Raw genomic sequence first — 22570 nt, 5'->3', positions numbered from 1 at the left:
CTAGCCAGCGGCCGTCAGTTCGGAGTCCCGAACATCGAAGCGCTGCGCCCTGTCACCCAGGGCCTCAAACAGGTGGGGTTCTGTCCCCGTCAGCCAGGCCTGTGCACCAAGCCCGCAAATCTCGTCGTAAAGCGCCGCCCTGCGGTCCGGATCCAGGTGGGCGGCCACCTCGTCCAGCAGCAGGATCGGCGTCTGTCCGCGCTCGACCGACTGCATCCGCGCATCGGCCAGGATCAGCGCGATCAGCAGCGCCTTCTGTTCGCCGGTCGAGCACAGCGCGGCGGGCGCATCCCTGGCCACGTGGCGCACGGCCAGATCGCTGCGATGCGGTCCGGCGCTCGTGCGCCCGGTCTGTGCATCCAGCGTGCGATCCCGGGCCAGCGTTTCCGCGAACCCGTCCTCGACATCCGCCGCCGACCGGTGCGCCAGCGCTTCTTCCAGCGTGCCTTCCAGCGCGATCTCCGCCGCCGGGAAAGGGCCGACGCCGGCCGTCAGCGCCTGCGCCGTCCGACCCGCCCAGGCCCGGCGCGCCGCCGCCATGGCGATGCCGTTCTCGACCATCTGCGCTTCCAGCGCGTTCAGCCATTCCGCGTCCCGCCGTCCGTCCTTCAGCAGCCGCAGCCGCTCCCGCATCGCACGCTCGTAACGGCTGGCGCGCGGGCCGTGCTCCGGATCGAACCCCAGAATGAGCCGGTCCATGAAGCGTCGGCGCACCGACGCACCGTCCAGAAACAGGCGGTCCATCTGGGGCGTCAGCCAGCTGACCGGCGCGATCGCCCCCAGCTTCATGGGGCCGACGGTCTCGCCGTCCAGCCGCGCCGTCCGCTTCTCGGCCCCCGCCTCGCCGGTCAGGCCGGTACCGACAGCGGTCTCGCCGTCGCGATTGCCGACCCGGGCCGATACCGCCCAGCGTGCCGCACCGTGCCGCGTCAGCTCCGTCAGCCTGGCCCGGCGCAGCCCCGTGCCGGGCGACAGCATCGACACCGCCTCCAGCAGGTTTGTCTTGCCCGCGCCGTTCGCCCCCGTCAGCACGACCGGGCGCGCATCCAGATCGACGGTCACCGAACTGTACGACCGGAAATCACTGGCCCGCAGACGATGCACGGCCACCGGGATCATGCGCGGTCTTTCGGCGATGGCGGGCGATGGCACCGACGTCCGCTCAGACCCGCATCGGCATCAGCACATACAGCGCCGTTGCATCTTCCGGATCGCGAATGATGGTCGGTGCCGCCGAGTCCGACAGCTCGAACCGGGCGTTCGCCCCGTCGATCTGGCTGGCGATCTCCATCAGATAGCGTGAGTTGAAACCGATCTCCATCGCGGGCGCGTCATAGCTGACGGCGATCTCCTCGGAGGCGCTGCCGGCGTCGGGACTGTTGGCGGACAGGGTCAGCCGCTCGCTCTCCATCGCCAGCTTCACCGCGCGGGACTTCTCGGTGGAAATGGTCGACACCCGGTCCACCGCGCTGGACAGCACCCTGGAATCGACTTCCAGCATCTTGTCGTTGCCCGACGGGATGACCCGTTCGTAATCCGGGAACGAACCGTCGATCAGTTTCGATGTCAGCACCGTCCGTCCGACATTGAAGCGTATTTTCGTGTCGCTGACCGAAACGCCGACATCCGCGTCCGCGTCGCCCAGCAGCCGGTGAATCTCGCCGATGGCCTTGCGCGGCACGATCACGCCCGGCAGCTTCTGCGCGCCGTCCGGCGCGGCAATCTCGAACTTCGCGAGACGGTGCCCGTCCGTCGCGACCGCACGCAGCATCGCCCCGTCGTCAGTGGCGTGCAGATAGACGCCGTTCAGGTAATAGCGGGTCTCTTCGGTGGAGATCGCGAAGCGGGTCCGCTCCACCAGGCGGCGGAGCTGATCGGTCGGCATCGAGAACCTGTGCGGCAGGTCGTCATCCTCGATGGTCGGGAAATCCTCGTTCGGCAGACAGGCCAGCGCGAACCGCGAGCGGCCCGACTGCAGGGTCAGACGCCGCCGTTCCTGTTCCAGCGTCAGTTCGACATCCGCCCCGTCCGGCAGTTTGCGGACGATATCGTAGAGCGTGTGGGCGGGCGCCGTGGCGGTGCCCGGCGTATCGACGTTCGCCTCGTTTTCCTCGACAACGGCAAGTTCCAGATCGGTGGCGCGAAACTTGACCGATGCGCCCGAAGCCTCGATCTGGACATGGCTGAGAATGGGGATGGTGTTGCGGCGCTCGACAACACTCTGAACATGGCCAAGCGAGGTCAGAAGCGCTGCGCGTTCAATGGTCAGTTTCATAGGGAAAATCTTGCCAAATTGGATGCGAACAATCCCCGATGGCAAAGCCGCCCTCAGGGTCGGATTTTATAGCACGTATTGGTTTTGATTCGCCAACGATTCCGCGACTTTCCGGCAGCGGACGCCATCGCGTTTCCGCCGATGTCCGTTCAGTTCGAGAGCGCGGCCTCCAGAAGCCTCACATCCTCGGCCAGACTGGCATCGTCGTGCATCAGTTCCTCGATGCGGCGGACGCCGTGCAGCACGGTCGTATGGTCGCGATTGCCGAACTTGCGCCCGATCTCGGGGAAGCTGCGCGTGGTCAGCTTCTTCGACAGATACATGGCCACCTGACGCGGCCGGGCCACGGCGCGGGCGCGGCGGCTGGACGACATCTCGGTCATCTTGATCGAGTAGTGTTCAGCCACCTTCTTCTGGATCTCGTCGATGGTCACCTTGCGCGCGTTCGACCGCAGCAGGTCGGTCAGCACTTCCTGCGCAAGCTCCAGCGTCACCGCCCGCCCCATCAGTTCGTGATGGGCGATCACGCGTTTCAGGGCGCCTTCCAGCTCCCGCACGTTCGAGGTGATGCGGTGCGCCAGGAAGCGGATGACGTCGTCGGGCACATTGGCCGCCGGGCTCATCGCCGCCTTCTGCTCCAGAATGCCGACACGCAGTTCGAAATCGGTCGGGTGGATGTCGGCGACCAGTCCCCAGCCGAGGCGCGAACGGATGCGCTCCTCCATGCCGTCCAGGTCCGACGGCGACCGGTCGGCGGAGATCACCACCTGATGCTTGCGGTCGACCAGTTCGTTGAACGTGTGGAAGAACTCCTCCTGCGTGGAGTCCTTGTCGGAGAAGAACTGGAGATCGTCGATCATCAGCACATCGACCGAGCGGAACTGCTCCTTGAAGGCCATCGTGTCCTTGTAGCGCACCGCCCGGATGAACTGGTACATGAACTTCTCTGCCGACAGATACATCACCTTCCGCTCCGGCCGGGTCTGACGGATGTGCTGTGCGATCGCCTGCATCAGATGAGTCTTCCCCAAACCGACGCCGGAATAGAGATAGAGCGGATTGAAGGCGACGCCGTCGGCCTCGGCCACCCGGCGCGCGGCGGCATAGGCCAGTTCGTTCGCCTTGCCGACCACGAAATTGTCGAAGGTCAGATTGTCATCCAGCATGCCGGGCGCCATGTCCACGCTCTTCGGTGCCGGATCGGCCTTCAGGACCCCGGGAACTTCCGGCGCGCGTCCGGCACGGGGCTTCGGCACATCCGCCTGCAGCGACTGTTCGATCACGACCGACCGGAGGTGCGGCATGTCCTTCTGGAATTCACGCAACAGAACCGACTGATAGTTGCCGCGAATCCAGTCGCGCAGGAAACCCGTGGATGCCAGCAGTATGACACGGTCTTCGTGAAGCTGGGCAACCCGGAGCGGCTTCAGCCAGCTGTTGAAGGATGCGGCGCCAATCTGTTTGCACAGACGTTCACTGACTCGCGCCCAGAGCGCATCCATCGCCGGATCGGAAGCCTGATCGTCATGCTGGTCCCCGTCTTCGGACCTATCACCGCCACCAAGCGTCAACTCACCCCTCCTTGCCGTTCATTCATTCCGAAAAATGATGAACAGAACCCCCGCACCAAAATAAAAGAGATCTAAACCTCTCTGATCTTTCAGCGCTTCTATTTTAACTTTACATGACACCGGCCCGCATGAACCAGTAACACGCATCACATTTCCTGATGTCGGGCAATTTCTTGGGAAAAAAGAGAGCGCCCTGCGCGTCCCGACGAAGGGGACAATAGATCGCCTCAGAGGTCCCTTGCAAGCCATGAAATGCGACTCAAAACCGGCGTCGAGGAAAATATTCCAGAGCGATTTGGCTGCCTGTTGGAATCCTTGCGAATCACGAAAGCAACCCTGTGTAAAAAAAATTTCACAAAAAAAATGACGCCCCGGACTGATGCCGGAACGTCACATTTCCTGCTTCGATGAAGCCGGTCGCACGGCGGGCGTTCCGGCCCGCCGCGTTCGATCAGGCCGAAGCGATCGCCTTCACGCGGGCGTTCAGGCGCGAAACCTTCCGCGATGCCGTGTTGCGCTTCAGAATGCCCTTCTGGGCGGCGCTGTCGAGTTCGATCTGTGCCCGCTTCAGGGCTTCGTTGGCGGCAGCCTGATCGCCCGTCTCGATCGCTGTTTCCACGCGCTTCACATAGGTCCGCATGCGGCTGCGCCGCGCCATGTTGCGCTCGGTGCGCTTGGCATCCTGACGAATGCGCTTCTGGGCTGATTTGATGTTCGCCATGACTGTCCGAAAACCCGCTTGTATCTGGGATTAAATCTGATGAGAGGCGCGCTTATAGCTTTGGCGTCCCGATGCGTCAAGCACAGCTATTCCGCGGCGATGGCGGCGCGCTGCCGCAGTTTTTCCGTCGCCGCCGTATCGATGGACAGTCCGTCCTCATCAAGCACGACACCGAACAGATCACGGGCTTGCGCGACCGTATAGTATCCGCGCGTCACATCGCGCTGGACCAGCCCGGACGGCCGCGCGAACGGATCGCCGTAGCCGCCGCCGCCCGGGGTGCCGACCTCGACCCGGTCGCCCGCCCGGATGCGGATGTCCTGTTCCTTGGACAGATGCTCGGGCACATGGGCCTGGCCGTCGCGCCAGACGGTCACGCGGTTGGGTTCGCCGTTGCGCCCGCCCAGTGCCCCCAGCGGGCCGGTGCGCCCGTGATCCATCACGAAGGATGCCGTCGCTTCGCCACGCCGCAGCTCGACGGTATAGCTGAGCCCGAAACCGCCGCGCTTCTCGCCCGCGCCGCCGGAGCCCTCGCGCAGGCCGAACTGCGTGTACAGGACGGGAAAGAACTGCTCCATCACCTCGATGGGCGGCGTTTTCGATATGCCGATGGTGGAACACCCGTTGGTCAGCCCGTCATGATCGGCATTGCCGCCATAGCCACCGCCCGAGATCTGGTACATCACGTAGGAGCGGTCGCGGTCCGGATCGTATCCGCCCAGCGCGAAGTTGCCGCTCGACCCGGCGGGCGCAGCCGTCACCTTGCCCGGCATCGCCTGCACCAGCGCGGCGAAGACCGCCTCGGCGATGCGCTGACTGACTTCCGCCGCGCAGCCGGAGACGGGCCGGGGATAGCGTGCATACAGGAACGTGCCTTCCGGGTCCCGGATGTTCAGCGGTTCGAACGCGCCCGCATTGATCGGCACGTCGGGGAAGATATGGCGCATGGCCAGATAGACCGACGAGCGGGTCGTGGCGATCACCGAGTTCATCGGTCCCTGACAGGGCGGGCTGGAGCCCTCGAAGTCGAAGAACAGCTCGCCGCCCCGTTTCTCAACGGACAGGGCGATGGTCAGCGGTTCGTCGACCACGCCATCGGAATCGACATAGGCCTCGGCGGTATAGGTCCCTTCGGGAATCTCGGCGATCCGGGCGCGCATCTGTTCGGCACCGCGCACGCGCAGTTCCGCGATGGCCTGTTTCACCGTTGCATCGCCGAAGCGGTCCAGCAGGTCGTTCAGCCGGTCCCGCCCGACCAGCAGCGCGGCGGCCTGCGCCTTCACGTCGCCGATGCGCTGGTCGGCGATGCGGATGTTGGAACAGATGATGGCATAGATCTCCGGATCCATCGTGCCGCGCTTGAACAGCTTCACCGGCGGCAGGCGCAGACCTTCCTGCTCGACGGCGGTGGCATTCGCCGAAAAGCCGCCGGGCACCGATCCCCCGATGTCGGGCCAGTGCCCGGTGTTGGACAGCCATGCGAAGATCTCGCCGTCCCGGTAGAACGGCATGGCAAAGCGCACATCCATCAGATGGGTGCCGCCCAGGTAGGGATCATTGACGATGTAGATGTCACCTTCTTCCGGCGGCAGCGCGCGACCATCCCGGATGAAGTCGATCAGGGTGCGGGTCGATTCCTGCATCGTACCCACGAAGACCGGCAGCCCCAGCAGTCCCTGCGCGATCAGCGATCCGTCGGTCGGGTCGTAGATACCGTCGGATCGGTCGTTGGCCTCGGCGATCACCGGCGAGAAGGCGGCCCGCGAGAAGGTCATGTCCATCTCGTCGCAGACCTGCTGCAGCCCGGCCTGAATGACCGTCAGCGTGATCGGGTCGATGGTGGAAGAGATCGTGTCAGCCATGAGAGATCTCCATGCTCGACGCTTCATCTCCCTCCCCCTTGAGGGGGGAGGGTCGGGGTGGGGGTCGGTTCGGCGGAGCCGAAATTATTGCGGGTTGCGACCAACAAGCCTTCGGCTTTTCCCCCCATCGACCGCCTGCGGCGGCCACTTCCCGCCTTTCGTCGTTTGCCAGCAAACAACTGCCCGCCGGCGCCTCAAGGGGGGAAGGGAATACATCATGCTGCCGCTTCAGGACCATTTTATACCTCGATGATCAGGTTGCCCTCGGCATCGACCGTTGCGGTCGCGCCGGGATCGAGAACGGTTGTCGTGTCGGCCTGTTCCAGAATGGCAGGGCCCGTGAGCGACGCGCCGACCGGCAGCCGCTCGCGCCAGTAGACCGGGCAGTCCGTCCAAGTGCCGTCGAAATAGACCGGACGTTCACCGGTTTGCGCGCCGGCGGCATCGGTGGCCCGTCCCGCAGCGTCGATCAGGCCGGACAGGTCCAGTTCCCTGCGCCGGCCGACGACCGTCGTGTTCAGATTGACCAGGTTCGCGCGGATCTCGGGCAGTTCGACACGGAAGCGCGCAAAGTAGGCGGCTTCGAAACGGGCCTGCAGATCGTCGCGCGTGACGTGCGCGTCGGGCAGCGGGACCGACAGGATATGGGTCTGGCCGATGAACTGCATGTCGGCGCTGTGGCTGATGGTTGTCTCGACGATCTCCACCGGCTCGGCATCGATCAGGCCCTTTCCCGCCGCGATCTGTCGCGACAGGATCGCCCGCGCCGCGTCGATATCCGCGCCGTCCAGCGGACGGTTGATGGTGTTCACGAAATCATGGCGGACGTCGGCGACGACGCAGCCCAGCGCGTTGGTGATACCGGGCCGCGCCGGGATCAGCACCTTCGGGATCGACAGTTCCCGCGCCAGCGCGACCGCGTGCAGCGGGCCGCCGCCGCCAAACGCCAGCAGGGCGAAGTCGCGCGGATCATGGCCGCGCGCCAGCGAGACCATCCGCATCGCGCCCGACATCTGCATGTTGGCGATGGTCAGCACCGCGGCGGCGGCGGCATCGGCGTCCAGTCCCAGCGCGTCGCCCAGCCTGTCCTGAAAAAGGGCCGCGACCTGGTCACGGGTGACGGCGCTGTCGGCCATCAGCCGCGTCGGGTCGATGCGGCCCAGCAGGAAGTGCGCATCGGCGATGGTCGGGTCGGTCCCGCCCCTGCCGAAGCAGATCGGTCCCGGTATCGCGCCCGCGCTCTCCGGTCCCACATGCAGCAGGCCGGCATCGTCGATCCGCGCGATCGAGCCACCCCCCGAGCCAATGGTCTGCACATCCACCATCGGCACATGGATCGGCAGGGCGTACTCGACTTCCAGTTCGTGGCTGACCGTCGGCGACGCGTTGCGGATCAGCGCCACATCGGTCGAGGTACCGCCCATGTCACAGGTGATCAGGTCCGGAAACCCGGCACGGCGTCCGGTATAGGCCGCCGCCATCACGCCGGAGGCCGGGCCGGACATCACCGTCTTCGCCGCCTCCGCCGCCACGGTCCGCGCCGACGCCATGCCGCCGTTGCCGTTCATCACCTTCAGATCGTGCCGAAACCCCATGGCGGCCAGATCGTCCTGCAGGCGGCTGACGTAGCGGTGCAGGATCGGTTGCACGGCGGCATTCACCGATGCGGTCACACCGCGTTCGTACTCGCGAAACTCCGACAGCAGCGCATGCCCCATGGTGATGTGATCGTTGGGCCAGATCCCGGCGGCGATTTCCGCCGCGCGGCGTTCGTGGGCGGGGTTGGCGTAGGCGTGCAGGAAATGGATCACCAGCGAGACGCAGCCCGCATCCAGCAGCGCCTGCGCGGCCTGCCGCACCCCGTCCTCATCCAGCGGGGTGAGCACGTTGCCTTCCGCATCCGATCGTTCGGCCACTTCCAGCCGCAGCTCGCGCGGAATGACGGGAACGAAGGTGCCCGTCATGCCATAGGGGTTGGGCCGGGTGCGCCGCCCGACCTCGATCACGTCGCGAAAGCCCTGCGTGGTGATCATGCCGGTCCGGGCCAGCTTGCGTTCCAGGATCGCGTTCGTCGTGGTGGTCGTGCCGTGCACGATCAGATCAACCGTCGGCAGATCGGCCTGCACTGCTTCAAGCGCCGCCATTACGCCGCCGGCCTGATTGTCGACCGTCGTCGGTACCTTGGCCACACGCACGCCCGTACCGTCGACCAGCAGGATATCGGTGAAGGTGCCGCCGACATCGACGCCGGCAATGGTATTGGATGAGGTCATGGGGCGACCCCGTATTTTCCTTCCCGCCTTCTCGCGGTTTGCGAGCAAACCACTGCCAGGCAGCGCCTCAAGGGGGAAGGGAAAAAGGCGCGCGCTGCCTCGATACGAAGGAAGTTCACGCTATCTTCTCCAGCAGTTCCAGAAACCGTTTCCGTTCCGCCGACGTCAGGGGGGCCAGAGTCGCTTCGGTGATGCCGGTCCCGGCCTCCATCGCCGCTTCGGCCGCAGAGCGTCCTGCGATGGTCAGATCGACCAGCAGCCGCCGCCCGTCGGACGGATCACGCCGGGTCGCGGCGAAGCCGCGTTCCCGCAGGCGGTCGATGACGCCCTTGATGGTGGCCGCGTCCATCGCCGTCAGCCGTCCCAGCCGGTTCTGTGTCACCGCACCGAGTTCATGCAGTTTCGCCATGGCCGCGAACTGGGTCGGCGTCAGGTCTTCGATCATCCGGTCCGCGAAGATCGCCGTATGCCGCTGCTGTGCCTTCCGCAGCAGGAAGCCGACCTGGGCGTCGAGGCGATAGTCTGTTATCACGGTACTCATTCCGCTGCCTCGGCGTGCGGTGTTTCCTCGGCCAGCATCTCGCGGATGATCCGGCGATAGATGTTCGCGCCACTGTCGATGGCGACCCGCACCGGCTCCCGGTCACTGGGTTTCAGTTCCGTGCGCTGGACGGCCTCCAGAATGGCCTTGTCCTCGGCGAAGGCGATGCGCAGCAGGTCCGATATCTTCGCCCCCGCAGATGCATCGTCGATCGCCGTGTTGCGGATGTGCATCCAGCGGTCGATGGTCGTGGTCGCATCCACGGGCGTCATGAAATGCAGCGCGAAGATCTGCACGCCTTCCGACCGGCGTTCCGGCGGCAGGGCCAGCGCCGCATCGGCGCTGCCGAAATCGATCACCGCGATGCAGGGGCTGTGCAGATAGTAATAATGCCAGCGGTCCACATGCCCCTCGAAGCCGCCATACGCCCGGAAGAACCCGATGGGTTCGCCATCCCGGATCCAGCGCGAGACCTCGACCGTCCGGCCATTGCGTTTCGCCTTCACCGGCACATCCTCGCTGGAGGCATTGCCCAGCGTCGTCGGATGCACGAAGGAAACATGTGCAGGATCGCACAGATTGTCGGCGACGTTCAGGTAGTTCGACCGGAACTTGAGCGCATCGCCCTGCACGGCGGCCCAGGCGGAATCTGAAAGCTGTGACAAGTCGAAGATATCCGCCGGGTCGGCCAGATCGTCCTCGCCCATCCAGATCCAGACGATGCCGTGCCGCTCGTGCGTCGGATAGCGCCGGACCCAGGCCTGCGGCGGGATCGACTTCTGTCCCGGCACACGGATGCAGCCACCGTCCGGCCCAAAGGTCAGCCCGTGATAGCCGCACTGGATCGCATCCCCGATGCGCTTGCCCATGCTGAGCGGCAGCGCGCGGTGCGGGCAGCGGTCCTGAAACGCCACGACATCGCCGTCCGTGCGATAGAGCACGATGTCCTGCTCCAGGATCGTCGCCGTCGTGAAGCCCTCGCCGAATTCGGACGACCAGCCCGCGACGTACCAGTGATTGCGGATGTAGGGTGTATCAGGTGAGGGCATGAGAAAACTCCCGACCGTCGCCCCCGGCTTGACCGGGGGTCCAGGCGTGATGTCCGAGTGATGAGTTGAATGATCTGCGAGGTCGCTTGCCTGGATCCCCGCTCAAGGCGGGGATGACAGGGTGAGTGGTGCCGGTCTGGCCAGCGAGACAGAGGTTGGCCGAGTGGATCAGCCCCTTGCTGATCATCCTCTCAGCGACAGTCAGACCGCCCGCCAGCGCCTCAGCGATCTCACAGTCCAAAAGCTCTCCCACATCAATCACCACCAGCCGCTCGCCCAGATCGCTGTCCGGGTCGATCTCTTGTGCAGGCGTGCGATGGATGGCCGGGTGGCCGGGCAGGTCGACAGCGTTCGCGATCAGGGTGGCGGCCACATCGGCGGACGCGGCGTTCCGTGCCAGCACCGTCACCGCATCGGCGATGCCGAGCGACAGACTGCGCCCATGCCGTCCGCTGGTGGCCACGCCACCGATGCCGTCGCAGGCGCGAAGCGTAAGCCGGCCTGCCTCCCGACCGGTCGCCGGGTCGGCGATCATGGCGGCTTCGAAGGTCGCATCGCCGGCCAGATGAACGGCAATGTCGCCGCCATTGTTCACCCAGATCTTCGGCAGGGCGGGCGCGGCGGTGCGCATGGCCGCGAGCACCTCGTCGGCGACAGACCCCGCCACGGCGGCCATGGGCGTGACAAAGACATCGGTGTTACGCAACACCGCTTCCGCCATGCGCTGGGCGACGGGGCCGTCGAAACGCTGTCCCGGCTGAACCGGACGGCGGAGTGCGGGGAGTTCCCCGACCAGCACCGGCAGAATGGTCTGAAAGCGGGCGCGCGCCGCCAGACAGGTCGCCTTCACCTGATCCACCGGGCCATCCGCGCCGATCACGAGATCGATCGGCCCGTGCTGCAGATGCAGCCGGTTGCCCGGCAGTATGGCGGCGATTGGACCCATCAGCCCTTGCGACCTTCCAGCCGGTAGCCGCCGCGGGCGATGACGTCCGCAGCGGGCCGGATCGCGCCTTCGTGGCCGCCGAGGGCCAGGTAGTCTGCGCGGGACATGGTGAACTCGATGGGCGCGACGATGGCGGGCGTGGGCACATAGCCGAAAGAATTCGCCGGCATCCGGGTCACATCGCACATGACGGTGATGCCGCCGCCCGGCCAGCGGTACACCTCGGCCCCGCCGCAGGTGACGCTGGTCAGCGCCTGCTGCACCGAGCGCGTGAGCCGCACCGGGTTCTGCGTCACGCCGGCGCGCAGCGATCCCCCCGCACCGCCCATGAACAGCACCGTGCAGAGCGCCGGTTCGCAATTCTCGGCGATCAGTTCGACCGAAGGGACCAGCACGTCGGGCATGTCGGACTGCACCGGCTTCAGATGATCATCCAGCGTGAAATAGGCCGCATGCTCGCCGGTCGTGGAGACCATCAGCATCGACTGACCGGGCTTTGCGATCTTCGGATTGAACGTCTCGATGATCGCCAGCGGATCCTCGATGTCGGTCCCGCCCCAGCCCGTGCCCGGCTCGGCCACCTGGAAATATCGGCCCGGCGTCGACTTGCGGCCACGGATGCGGATGCCGGTATCTTCCCAGCCGATCACCTTGCCCGCCTGATGTTCGGAAACAACGCCGGTGATGTGGTCATCGACGACGACGACCTCGTCCACCAGTCCCTGCCACTGGGTCGCGAACATGCCGATGGTGGCCGATCCGCAGCCGACGCGCATCCGATGCTCGACCTCGCCGTTGACGATGGGGGGCCTGCCGGCCTCGACCACGACGGTTGCGCCATCATCCACGGTCAGTTCGACGGGCTTGCGGTTGCACAGGTCCATCAGGGTCCGGCAGGTGATGCGGCCTTCCTTCTTCGACCCGCCGGTCAGGTGATGCACGCCGCCCAGCGACAGCATCTGCGAGCCATATTCGCCGGTGGTGACGTGGCCGACGGCCTCGCCATCCGCCCGCACCGTGTTGGTCTCCGGGCCGAGATAGCGGTCGGTGTCGATCTTCACCTTGACGCCGCAATAGCTGAAGATGCCCTCGGTCACGACAGTCACCGTGTCCACACCGTCACGCTCGGCGGAGACGATGAAGGGCGCGGGCTTGTAGTCGGGATAGGTCGTGCCTGCGCCGACGGCGGTGATGAAGGCGTCCTCCGGGTGGACCAGTTGGCCGTCCCAACCGTCAGCGCCGTCCAGAAAGGGCACCATCCGGCCACCCTGTGCCGCGACGGAACTGACGATGGTCAGCGGATCGAGCCGGATCAGCGCACCGTCCTCGACGGCGTAGCGGTCGCACGCCCCCGACTTGCCCTCGGCGATGAAGCACATGACCGGGCAGGCATCGCAGCGAATCTTGCCGTCCTTGATGACGGGCATGTCAGTCATGGTGCCATTCCTTCTCTGCGGGAACGGATCGCTCGAAACTTTCCGCAAGCGCCAACCAGACTTCCCCACTCAGGCATGGGTCCCGGGATCAAGTCCCGGGACAGGCCGAGTGGGCGGAAGAACTGGTCATGAAACCACCACCGGCAGCGGGACTTGATCCCGGTGCCCATGCCTGAGCGTTGCCATCGATTGGGATATGTGCGGAAGGGCTCCAATGCGCTCCAAGTATCGCAATAGTCGTTCACTGCCCCGCCTCCCTGATCGCCTTCAGCACGCGCGGTGGCGTCGCAGGTATGTGCCGGACAATCGCGCCGGTCGCATCGCGGATCGCGTTCAGGATGGCGGGCGCGGTGGGGATCAGGACGTGCTCGCCCAGACCCTTGGCACCGTACGGCCCCTCGGGATCGGCTTCCTCGACGATGATGGATTTGACCGGCGGCATGTCACCGATGGTGGGGATCAGGTAATTGTGCAGATCCTCGGTGATCCCGGGCACATATTCCTCCATCAGCGCCATGCCGAGGCCCTGGGCAATGCCGCCCTCGATCTGGCCCTCGACCAGCACGGGATTGATCGCGCGACCCACATCGTGCGCGGCAACGATGTTTTGGACCTTCACCGTGCCCAGCGCCGTATCGACATCCAGTTCCACGAGCTGCGCGCCATAGCCATAGATGGCATAGGGACTGCCCTGCCCTTCGGCATCCAGTGGCGCGGTCGGCGGGTCGTAGGTTTCCTCGGCCATCAGCACGAAGCCGTCGGCGTCCGCTTCCAACGCCGAGAAGTCGACCGGATGACCGACCCCCTGATCGGTCAGGATCAGCCTCCCTCCCTCGATCGAGATGGCAGCATCTTCAGCGACATTGGCATGACGCAGCAGGCTTGCGCGGAGCACGCGTCCGGTACGCAGTGCCGCGTTGCCGGACACGAAAGTCTGGCGCGACGCCGACGTCTTGCCCGCGTCCGGCGTGACCGATGTATCGCCGATAAACAGCTCTACCGCATCGATATCCACGCCCAGAGCTTCGGCAAATATCTGGGCGATCACGGTATTGGATCCCTGCCCGATATCGACCGCGCCCTGATGCAGCCGGATGCGTCCGTCGGCCATGATCCCGGCCTTGATGGTTGAGGGATTCGGCAGCGAAGTGTTGCCGCAGCCGTACCAGCAGGTGCCCAGACCGGCGCCCTTCCGGACGGGCGAACCCGGATGGGCCGCATTCCAGTCTCGCGCCTGCTGCGTCGCGCGCGTCCAGTCATCGCGCAACGCCTCCAGACAGGGCCGGATGCCGACGCCGGTCGCGAAGGTCTGCCCGGTGACCGTCGGCTGTCCGTTGTCCAGCGCGTTCAGGATGCGGAATTCCAGACGGTCGATGCCGCAGGCATCCGCCAGCCGGTCGTAGAGCGTTTCCTGCGCGATGGCGGCCTGGGGCACGCCGAAGCCGCGAAACGCGCCCGCAACCGGCCCGTTGGTGTGCACGGCCAGCGCCTCGGCCCGGTAATTCGGCGTCAGATAGGGTCCGGACGCGTGCACCGGCACCCGGTTCGCGACTGTCGGCCCCCAGGAGGCATAGGCACCGGTATCGAAAACACCGTCGAAACGCAGGCCCGTGATCTTTCCGCCGGCATCGGCACCGATCTGCACGGTCATGTCGGCCGGGTGGCGCTTGGTCGTCGACGCCATGGTCTCGGGCCTTGTGTAGGTGATCCGCACCGGCCTGCCGAGACGCTGTGCCGCCAGTGCCAGCATCGGCTGGATCGAGACATCGATCTTGGATCCGAAGCCGCCGCCGACCGACGTGGGCACGATGACGATCTTCTCCTCCGGCAGTTCCAGCACGGCGGCGACCGCTTCCCGGTCCATGTGCGGGGCCTGGGTGCAGGCGTGAATGACGATCCTGTCGCCGTCCACGGTCGCAAAACCGGCCTCGGGTTCGATGTAGCCATGCTCGACGAAGGATGTGAGGAACCTGTCTTCGACAACATGCGCCGCCTGCGCCAGTCCGTGCCGGACGTCGCCACGTTCGACATACCCGCGCACCAGCACATTGCCGGAGCGCGTCGGGTGGATCAGATCAGCGGACTGCGCCGCATCCGGCGACATGGCAGCCGGTGTCTCGGTCCATTCGACCGGAAAGCTGTCAAGGTCGAGCGCCGCCATGACATCGTGTGGGCCGACAAGGGCGGCCACGGCCTCGCCCCGGAAACGCACTCGACCATCGCCGGCCAGAACCGGCTGGTCGGCAAACGGCGGTATCACGCCGAAACAGTTGATGCCGGGGATATCGCGCGCGGTGAACACGGCGGACAGACCGGCGGCGGACCTGAATTCCTCCAGATCGCCAAATCTGAACCCGCCCGCGTGACAGGGACTGCGGACGATGCGCATGACCAGTGCATCCACAGGTGCCACATCATCGCCGAAGCGATCGGTGCCCAGCACTTTCGCGGCGCCGTCAAGGCGCGGCACCGGCTGGCCGACCGGGCCGCCATCGCCACGCGGTTCCACCAAGGGGCCTTCGTGGCCCGCCCCGATGACGGCATCGATGATCTTGCGGTAGCCGGTGCAGCGGCACAGCACGCCCCCCAGCGCATCGGCGACCTCGGTCGCGTCCGGGCGCGGGTTCCGGCGCAGCAGGGCCGTCGCGCTGACCAGCATGCCCGGCGTGCAGATGCCGCACTGCGCGGCGCCATGATCCAGAAAGGAGCGCTGCAGCGCCGACATCTCGGGTCCGTCGGCGAGCGATTCGACCGTTTCGACAGCCCGTCCGTCGGTCTGCCCCAGCGCCGTCATGCAGGCGCAGACCGCCTCGCCGTCCAGCAGGACCGTACAGGCACCGCAATCCCCCGCGTCGCAACCGACCTTGGTACCTTTCAGGCCCAGTCCCTCGCGCAGGGCTTCGGTGAGGCGGGTGGCCGGGGGCAGGTTCAGTTCGACAGCCTGGCCATTCACCCTGAACGTTATACGGGACGGCACGGCGATCTGCTCCGGACGGTTCATGCGCGCACCGCATCCACGGCGCGCTGCACCAGCGCCGCCGCTGCCTCGCCGCGATAGGTTGCATCCGCGCGCATGTCATCAATCGGCGAAAGCGGCGACAGATGTTCGGGCCGCACCCCGATCACGCCGCCCCGCAGGTCGGCTTCCAGCGCGCGCAACCGCTGCGCGACCGCCGAGCAGGACCCCACTGCGACAGCGGCGTCACCCTCTCCCAGACGAGCCGCCACCATGACGATGGAGATGACCAGATATTTCCGGGCACCCAGCTTGAGAAAGGTCGAATGCCCCTTCAGGGCGCTGCCGGGAATCAGGATGCGCGTGACCATCTCACCGGCCCCGAGCGCGGTCTGCCGGTTGCCCCGGATAAAGGCCGTCAACGGCAGGCGGCGGACGCCCTGGCCCGACATCGCCTCCACCTCGGCGTCCAGGACCAGCAGGGGCGGCACACCGTCAGCGGCGGGCGAGGCGTTGCAGAGGTTGCCCGCGACGGTGCCCGCGTTCTGGACCTGGATCGATCCCACCTCGCGCGCCGCCAGCTTCAGGGCGTCGAACGCGGGGGGCAGGTCCGCGCGGATCACATCGGTCCAGGTCGTCAGCGCACCGATCGAGAAGCCCTCATCCGTACGATCGATGCCGCGCAATCCCGCGACACCGGAGATATCGAGGACCGGCTCGTTCAGCGGCCTGCCCACCCGCGCGGGATAGAAATCGGTCCCGCCGGCCAGCAGCGACCAGTCACCTTCGGCGAGGTGCTCAAGCGCGCTTTCCAGGGTGGCCGGCCGGGCATACACGGTCAGGCAGCTCCGCAAACTTGTTTGTGTACAAACAAACTCTATGAGCGTGCCTTCCGTTGCGCAACCCTGTGTCGCAACCCCGGCGTTTGATTTGCCGCCATCGCGCGACAGTTCAGGTCGTTCAGGGAGTCAGCGGAGGCAATCATGACCCAGTTCACCATTCACACCATCGAGACCGCACCGGAAGACGGCAAGGAACTGATGGCGCAGGCGAAAAAGAGTTACGGCATCGTGCCCAACCTGATCGGCGGCATGATCGAGGCCCCGGCCACGACGGAAGCCTACATGGCGCTCAGCAGGGCCGTGATGAAGATGTCCTTCACGCCGACCGAGCGGCACGTCGTCTGGTTCACCGCCAACAGCTATCACAACTGCACCTACTGCATGGCGGGCCACACCGGCATCGCGCATCGCGAGAAGGTGCCGCAGGACGTGATCGACGCATCGCGCAGCGGTCGGCCATTCGCGGACGACAGGCTGAACGTTTTGCGCGACTTCACGCTGAAGATGATCGAACAGCGCGGCTGGGTCGAACCGGCGGACATCGACACCTTCATCGCGGCGGGTTTCACCAGACGCAACGTGATCGAGATCGTTGGCGTGATCGCGCACAAGGTGATCAGCAACTACACCAACCACATCGTGCAGACGCCGGTCGACGCCCGCTCGGAACAGTACGCCTGGTCGAAGGACGAGATGGTAGCCGCAGAATGATGCCGTACGGTCAGGGCGCCGCCAGAAGCATCGGCTGAAGCGCCGTCCGCATGTCGTCCGTGAGAGCCTGCGCCCTGCCCCCGACGATGTAGACCATGACGGTTTCCGCCGTGGCGATGCAGTCCTCGCCGGAAAAGAGACCGTGCCCGAGCGTCATCGAGGTCCGGCCAAGGGCGCACACGCCCGTCCCGATCCGCACCGTGCCGGGATAATACGCCTGCGCCCGGAAGCGGATCGACAGGTTACCGACCACGAACCGCTGCCGGTCATCATAGGCAGGCAGCAGCCCGGATCGCATGAAAGGCACGCGGCCGGTTTCCACATAGCGGGCAAACGCGACATTGTTCACGTGGCCGGTCGCGTCCATATCGCCGAAACGTATGGTGTCCTCGGACCAGTGATGAAAGATGGACGGCGTGGTCAGATCGGGCTTTGGTTCGGTCATGCGCGACTAGATAGACAAGGGCGTAGACGGATGAAAGAACTCAATGGCCTCCGGGCCGAACTCGACCTGTGGGCCGAGGCGGATCGCGTGGCCACCTTCTGGTGGCGCGACGATGATGCCGAAGCCCCCGACGGTCCGGTCATGCGGATGCTGGACCTGTCGGCGAAGACAGGCGCGCCGGTGTTCATTGCCGTCGTTCCCGACCGCGCGGTCGATGCGCTGAGCCAGCCGATGCTGGACTGCGCGACCGCCGTGCCGTTCCAGCACGGTTTCGCGCATCAGGACCATTCGCCCGCCGACGTGAAGGGCAAATGGGAACTGGGGCTGCACCGCCCGAAGGGGGAGATTCTGGACGAGCTGCGCCGGGGCTGGACCCGCATGACCGACCTGTTCGGCGACCGGTTCCAGCCCATGCTCGGCCCGCCGTGGAACCGCATCGATCCCGGCCTCTACGACGACCTGCCCGGCATCGGGTTCGAGATCCTGTCCACCTTCGCGCCGCGCCCGGCACCGATGGCCGCGCCCGGCCTGCGCCAGGTGAACGGGCATTGCGACATCATTTCGTGGAAGCGGGACCGCAGCTTCATCGGTGCGGAAAAGACCGCGAACCGGCTGGTCGAGCATCTCGCCGCGCGCCGCGCCGGTCAGGTCGAGGATGAGCCGACGGGCCTGCTGACCCATGTCTGGATCAACGACGAACCGGCCTGGGCCGCCATCGAAGCCGTGATCGGGGTCGTGAACGCACACCCTGCCGGGACGTGGCTGGATCGCGACGGCATTGAATCCTGTTCCTGACGACCGGTTCGCGATAAGCCTCTGGTTCGAAGCGTTCCAGATTTCGGTAGAGGAATTCCATGAAGATCCACCAGGGTGCCATCGTCGCAATATTGTTCGCCGTTTCGGGCTGTTCTTCCCTTTCGTCCGTGGGCGAGGTGTTCGGCATCGAGAGCAAGGAGATGGAGGCCGTCTCGAACTATGAGGAATGCGCCGCCTTCAACATGGCGGTGTCGGCGAACCTGTCATCTTCGGTCCACGCCCTGTCAGAGGAAGCACCGCGCGCCGGTGAGTTCAGGAAACGCGCCGAGTTCCTGATGGATCGCGCCGTCCAGATGCGCATGGCCGCCGAAGGCACCAGCCGCGCCGAAGCGTTCAAGGAGACCTTCGAGAACTATACCGAGCGCGTGAAAAAGCAGTCGGTGGAGTTGAACGACCGGATCGGCCGCGACGGCACCGGCGTGATCGCGAATCCGTGGGTGCAGCAGAACCGCAAGCGCTGCGGTGACAACCGCGCGTGACGGAAGCGGTCTTCAGGCCCGGCACCGACGCCGACATCGATCAGGTCTCGGAACTGCTGCACCGGCACATGAACCGCAAGGTGCCTGCAGCGACCTTCCGGCGGCTGATGGATTACGACTGGGCCGGGGAAAAGCCCCACATCGGCATGATCGTCGAGGCGGACGGGCAGATCGTCGGCTTCCACGGCAATGTCTACTCCACCCGCTTCTTCGACGGTGTGCCGCACGTGATGGGCAGTTTCACCTCGCTGTACATCCATCGCGACTGGCGCGGGGCCAACCTGGGCTATCGCATGATGCACACCTACGAGGACCGGCCCGACATCACCTATACCGTGTTCGATCCGTCGAAGCGTGTGCACGGCATTCTGGAAGACTGCGGCTTCCGGGATCTGGATATGAACCGGGTCGTCTGGGCGCAGGGCGGCAGGGCCGGTGACGTCGAGATCGTGCGCGACCCCGACCGGATCGCGCCCCGCGTCTCGGCGGAGGAACAGCGCTATCTGCACGATCACCGGGACATGAAGGCCTTTCCGGTGCTGCTGTCAGGCGATGCGGGCGAGGTGCTGACCTTCTTCCTGCAGCAGGACCGGGGCGACCAGGGTCTGTGCCACGACCTGATCTATACCGGCGATCCGGCGAAGCTGGCGGCAATGATCGATGCCGCGGCACCGCGTATCCTGGGCGATGATCCGCGCGCGCGCCTGATGGCGGACGAGCGCTTCTTCGACGGTCATCCGACCGGCGGCACGGTCACGCCGCTGACCTATCGCCGCATGGTCCGGCGCGCGACACCGGCCCTGCCCGACTGGCGGGTGGACCACCTGTACACGGAAACCCTGCTGATCGATCTGAAGCTGGGGTGAGCCTGCGGACGCGCCCCGCAGGCCTCAGATCCAGCCGCCCAGTTCGCGGCGGATGATGGTTTCCAGCATGTCGATATGGACCGGCTGATCGTTCAGGCAGGGGATCGTGCGGAAGTTCTCGCCGCCCGATTCGATGAACGACTTCTTTCCCTCGATGGCGATCTCTTCCAGCGTCTCGACACAGTCTGCGGGAAATCCCGGGGTCACGACCGCCACGGACTTCACCCCTTCGCCCGGCAGGGCCTCCAGCGTCTTGTCGGTATAGGGCTGCAACCATGCGCGCGGGCCGAAGCGGCTCTGGAAGGTCTGCCGGAACTCATGTTCGCCCAGACCCAGCCGTTCGCGCACCAGACGCGCGGTCTTCACGCAATGACAGTGATAGGGATCGCCCTTCTCGAAATAGTCCTGCGGCAGACCGTGAAACGAGGCGATGATCGTGTCCGGCCGGCCGTGGGCCTCGATGTCGGCCTCGACCGACTTCGCCACCGCCTCGATGTGCGCGGGGTCGTCGTAATAGGGCGGCACCGTGCGGATCGTCGGCTGCCAGCGCATCCCGCGCAGGGCGTCGCCGACCTTGTCGACCACCGTCGCCGTCGTGGTGGCGCTGTACTGCGGATAGAGCGGCAGGATCAGGATACGATCCGCGCCCTGCTGCTGCATCCGTGCCAGCACCGACGGGATCGACGGATTGCCGTAGCGCATGGCGAAATCGACCATCACCCTGTCGTCGTTCGCAAACCGCGTTGCGGTCGCCTCGGTCATCTTGCGGGTGTATTCCAGCAGCGGGCCTTCGCCGGTCTCGGTGTTCCAGACCTTTTCGTAGGCCTTCGCCGTCTTGGGCGGGCGGAAGGTCAGGATGATCAGGTTGAGAATGAAGAACCAGATCAGGCGCGGCACCTCGATCACGCGGGGGTCGCCCAGGAACTCGCGCAGGTAGCGGCGCACATCGGACACGCTGGTGCTGTCGGGCGTACCCAGATTGATCAGTACCACGCCGACACGGCCCTGATTGATCTTCGGGTGCCCGTCGGGCATATGCGTGGTGTCTGTCTTCATGTCTTCAGTTCCGTGATCATCGGTCATGGGGTCAGGTGTCTCTTGCCCTACAGCCTGTTCCTACGCCGGGAAAGGCAAAAGGGTTCAGCGCGTAGACAAAACGAAAGATCCGCTCATGAACAGGCTTGCCGGTCGCACCTGTGTCATCACCGGTGCCGCGCGCGGCATCGGCAAGGCCATCGCCGAGACCTTCCATCGCGAAGGCGCGGTCGTGATCGTCACGGATATCGACGTCGAGGCGGGACGGGCAACCGCCGAGGCTCTTTCGGCAGAGTTCCTGCCGCTGGATGTCACGTCCGAGCGGGACTGGCAGAATCTTGCCGAAGCGCATCCGGCCATCGATGTGCTGGTGAACAACGCCGGCATCACCGGTTTCGAGGCCGGCGCGGTCGCCCACGACCCGGAGAACGCGACGCTTCAGGACTGGCGGGATGTGCACGCGGTGAACCTGGACGGCACCTTCCTGGGGTGCCGCTATGCCATCCGGGCGATGCGGGCGCGGGGCAGCGGGTCCATCATCAACATCTCGTCACGGTCGGGAATGGTCGGCATTCCCGCCGCCGCGGCCTATGCCGCATCGAAGGCCGCCGTGCGCAATCACACCAAGACCGTGGCGCTGTATTGCGCAGAGCAGGGCCTGAATATCCGCTGCAACTCGATCCACCCGGCCGCCGTGCTGACGCCCATGTGGGAACCGATGCTGGGCAACGGCGAAGACCGGGCGGCGCGGATGGCCGCGCTGGTTGCGGACACGCCGATGCGCCGGTTCGGACACCCCGAGGAAATCGCCTCGGTCGCACTGTTGCTGGCATCCGACGAGGCGGCCTACATGACCGGCGCGGAACTGACCGTCGACGGCGGCCTGCTGGCCGGTTCCGCCGCCGCACCTGAAGGGAACTGACAGCATGGAATTCATGCCCGAACTCGACACTCTGTTCTGGATCATGCTGGCCATGTCGGCGGGTGCCGGACTGATGCGCGGTTTCGCGGGCTTCGGCTCGGCGATGATGCTCTCGCCGCTGCTGTCGCTGTATTACAGCCCGCTGGCCGCCGTGCTGATCATCGGCATCATGGAAATCGTGGTCAGCATCCAGCTCGTGCCGAAGGCGCTCAAGGACGTCGAATGGCCGTTCCTGCGTCCCGTCATCATCGCCGCGATCCTGTGCATTCCGCTTGGCATCTGGGCGCTGTCGGCCATCGACGGCAACATCATTTCCGCCTTCATTTCGCTGATGGTGCTGGCGTTCGTGATCGTGCTGGCCACCGGCTGGCGCTATGCCGGGCCGAAGCGGCTGCCCATCACGATCGGCATCGGCGGCCTGTCGGGCGCGCTGATCGCCAGCACGTCGGTCGGCGGACCGCCCCTGCTGATCTACATGATGGCCGGATCGCAGACGGCGAGACAGGTGCGCGCCAACATCATCGTCTATTTTGCCGTGATCGAGATCGCGGTGCTGATCGCGCTGTGGGTGCGCGGCCTGTTCGACATGGAGTATTTCCTGATGGGCGCGTTCTTCTGCCCGACCTATCTGGCGGGTGCGTGGCTCGGCAGCCGCCTGTTCCGGGAGTCCTCCGAACATCTCTATCGCCGCATCGCGCTGATCCTGCTGGCGATCATCGCCGTCTATGGACTGGCCGGCTCGCTGCGCTAGGTCATGAACTCATTAAATGGATTCCCATTTATGAGGAAGCGTGATTCATTCTCTGGGAGGAGGACGAATCATG

20 protein-coding genes are annotated in these 22570 nt (G+C 65.5%); 6 read left to right on the top strand and 14 right to left on the bottom strand.

Going from position 1 to position 22570, the window contains the following annotated elements; genetic code table 11:
• From recF to ACN0X7_RS19685, 12 genes are all read right to left on the bottom strand, one after another.
• Nucleotides 1–1152, bottom strand: a complete 1152-nt coding sequence (recF, locus tag ACN0X7_RS19740) for a DNA replication/repair protein RecF (RefSeq protein ID WP_417520195.1) — start codon at nt 1150–1152, stop codon at nt 1–3.
• Between the two features lie 10 nt (nt 1153–1162).
• Nucleotides 1163–2275: a DNA polymerase III subunit beta gene (dnaN, locus tag ACN0X7_RS19735; protein WP_417520194.1), complete on the bottom strand. Its 1113-nt coding sequence runs from the start codon at nt 2273–2275 to the stop codon at nt 1163–1165.
• A gap of 149 nt (nt 2276–2424) precedes the next feature.
• Nucleotides 2425–3777, bottom strand: coding sequence for a chromosomal replication initiator protein DnaA (gene dnaA, locus ACN0X7_RS19730; protein ID WP_417520208.1), 1353 nt, complete (start codon nt 3775–3777; stop codon nt 2425–2427).
• A 520-nt stretch (nt 3778–4297) separates the two neighbouring features.
• Nucleotides 4298–4567 (bottom strand): 30S ribosomal protein S20, encoded by a 270-nt coding sequence (rpsT, locus tag ACN0X7_RS19725; protein WP_417520193.1) that lies wholly within the window; start codon nt 4565–4567, stop codon nt 4298–4300.
• Nucleotides 4568–4653: 86 nt separating this feature from the next.
• Nucleotides 4654–6429, bottom strand: a complete 1776-nt coding sequence (locus ACN0X7_RS19720; RefSeq protein WP_417520192.1) for a hydantoinase B/oxoprolinase family protein — start codon at nt 6427–6429, stop codon at nt 4654–4656.
• A 239-nt stretch (nt 6430–6668) separates the two neighbouring features.
• Nucleotides 6669–8702: a hydantoinase/oxoprolinase family protein gene (locus ACN0X7_RS19715; protein ID WP_417520191.1), complete on the bottom strand. Its 2034-nt coding sequence runs from the start codon at nt 8700–8702 to the stop codon at nt 6669–6671.
• A gap of 115 nt (nt 8703–8817) precedes the next feature.
• Nucleotides 8818–9243 (bottom strand): MarR family winged helix-turn-helix transcriptional regulator, encoded by a 426-nt coding sequence (locus tag ACN0X7_RS19710; RefSeq protein WP_417520190.1) that lies wholly within the window; start codon nt 9241–9243, stop codon nt 8818–8820.
• On the bottom strand, nt 9240–10292 hold the full coding sequence (locus ACN0X7_RS19705) for a Rieske 2Fe-2S domain-containing protein (RefSeq protein ID WP_417520189.1): 1053 nt from the start codon (nt 10290–10292) through the stop codon (nt 9240–9242). Before ACN0X7_RS19705 ends, ACN0X7_RS19710 begins: the two co-directional genes overlap by 4 nt.
• On the bottom strand, nt 10279–11238 hold the full coding sequence (locus tag ACN0X7_RS19700) for a UPF0280 family protein (RefSeq protein ID WP_417520188.1): 960 nt from the start codon (nt 11236–11238) through the stop codon (nt 10279–10281). Before ACN0X7_RS19700 ends, ACN0X7_RS19705 begins: the two co-directional genes overlap by 14 nt.
• Entirely contained in the window at nt 11238–12674 is a 1437-nt protein-coding gene (locus tag ACN0X7_RS19695; protein WP_417520187.1) for a 6-hydroxynicotinate reductase, read from the bottom strand. Before ACN0X7_RS19695 ends, ACN0X7_RS19700 begins: the two co-directional genes overlap by 1 nt.
• A gap of 241 nt (nt 12675–12915) precedes the next feature.
• Entirely contained in the window at nt 12916–15675 is a 2760-nt protein-coding gene (locus ACN0X7_RS19690; RefSeq protein WP_417520186.1) for a molybdopterin-dependent oxidoreductase, read from the bottom strand.
• Nucleotides 15672–16466, bottom strand: coding sequence for an FAD binding domain-containing protein (locus ACN0X7_RS19685; protein ID WP_417520185.1), 795 nt, complete (start codon nt 16464–16466; stop codon nt 15672–15674). The genes ACN0X7_RS19690 and ACN0X7_RS19685 overlap by 4 nt, the downstream gene beginning before the upstream one ends.
• 147 nt (nt 16467–16613) lie before the next feature.
• Between ACN0X7_RS19685 and ACN0X7_RS19680 the strand changes: the two genes are divergently transcribed.
• Nucleotides 16614–17183 carry a carboxymuconolactone decarboxylase family protein gene (locus tag ACN0X7_RS19680; protein WP_417520184.1) on the top strand — a complete coding sequence of 190 codons (570 nt, stop codon included), beginning with the start codon at nt 16614–16616 and terminating at the stop codon, nt 17181–17183.
• Between the two features lie 10 nt (nt 17184–17193).
• Here ACN0X7_RS19680 and ACN0X7_RS19675 read toward each other — a convergent pair whose 3' ends face one another.
• Nucleotides 17194–17628 (bottom strand): acyl-CoA thioesterase, encoded by a 435-nt coding sequence (locus tag ACN0X7_RS19675; RefSeq protein ID WP_417520183.1) that lies wholly within the window; start codon nt 17626–17628, stop codon nt 17194–17196.
• A gap of 30 nt (nt 17629–17658) precedes the next feature.
• On the opposite strand from ACN0X7_RS19675, the gene ACN0X7_RS19670 reads away from it, so the two are divergent.
• From ACN0X7_RS19670 to ACN0X7_RS19660, 3 genes are read left to right on the top strand one after another with little or no spacing between them, the layout of a single operon-like run.
• The gene (locus ACN0X7_RS19670; RefSeq protein WP_417520182.1) at nt 17659–18423 is read left to right on the top strand and encodes a polysaccharide deacetylase family protein; all 765 of its coding nucleotides are present in this window, start codon (nt 17659–17661) and stop codon (nt 18421–18423) included.
• Nucleotides 18424–18482: 59 nt separating this feature from the next.
• On the top strand, nt 18483–18923 hold the full coding sequence (locus tag ACN0X7_RS19665; RefSeq protein ID WP_417520181.1) for a hypothetical protein: 441 nt from the start codon (nt 18483–18485) through the stop codon (nt 18921–18923).
• Nucleotides 18920–19789, top strand: coding sequence for a GNAT family N-acetyltransferase (locus ACN0X7_RS19660; RefSeq protein ID WP_417520180.1), 870 nt, complete (start codon nt 18920–18922; stop codon nt 19787–19789). The genes ACN0X7_RS19665 and ACN0X7_RS19660 overlap by 4 nt, the downstream gene beginning before the upstream one ends.
• 24 nt (nt 19790–19813) lie before the next feature.
• Here the strand turns inward: ACN0X7_RS19660 and hemH are convergent, their stop codons facing one another.
• A complete protein-coding gene (hemH, locus tag ACN0X7_RS19655) occupies nt 19814–20845 on the bottom strand; it encodes a ferrochelatase (protein WP_417520179.1) in 1032 nt (343 codons plus the stop codon).
• A 115-nt stretch (nt 20846–20960) separates the two neighbouring features.
• Between hemH and ACN0X7_RS19650 the strand changes: the two genes are divergently transcribed.
• Both ACN0X7_RS19650 and ACN0X7_RS19645 read left to right on the top strand, forming a co-directional pair.
• Nucleotides 20961–21746: an SDR family oxidoreductase gene (locus ACN0X7_RS19650; RefSeq protein ID WP_417520178.1), complete on the top strand. Its 786-nt coding sequence runs from the start codon at nt 20961–20963 to the stop codon at nt 21744–21746.
• Between the two features lie 4 nt (nt 21747–21750).
• Nucleotides 21751–22497: a sulfite exporter TauE/SafE family protein gene (locus ACN0X7_RS19645; RefSeq protein ID WP_417520177.1), complete on the top strand. Its 747-nt coding sequence runs from the start codon at nt 21751–21753 to the stop codon at nt 22495–22497.
• Nucleotides 22498–22570: the final 73 nt, after the last annotated feature.

It is taken from the genome of Minwuia sp. (assembly GCF_048263705.1).
Taxonomy (GTDB): domain Bacteria; phylum Pseudomonadota; class Alphaproteobacteria; order Minwuiales; family Minwuiaceae; genus Minwuia.
Note: the sequence above shows the minus strand (reverse complement) of the source record. Positions and strands in the feature narration are given on the sequence as shown.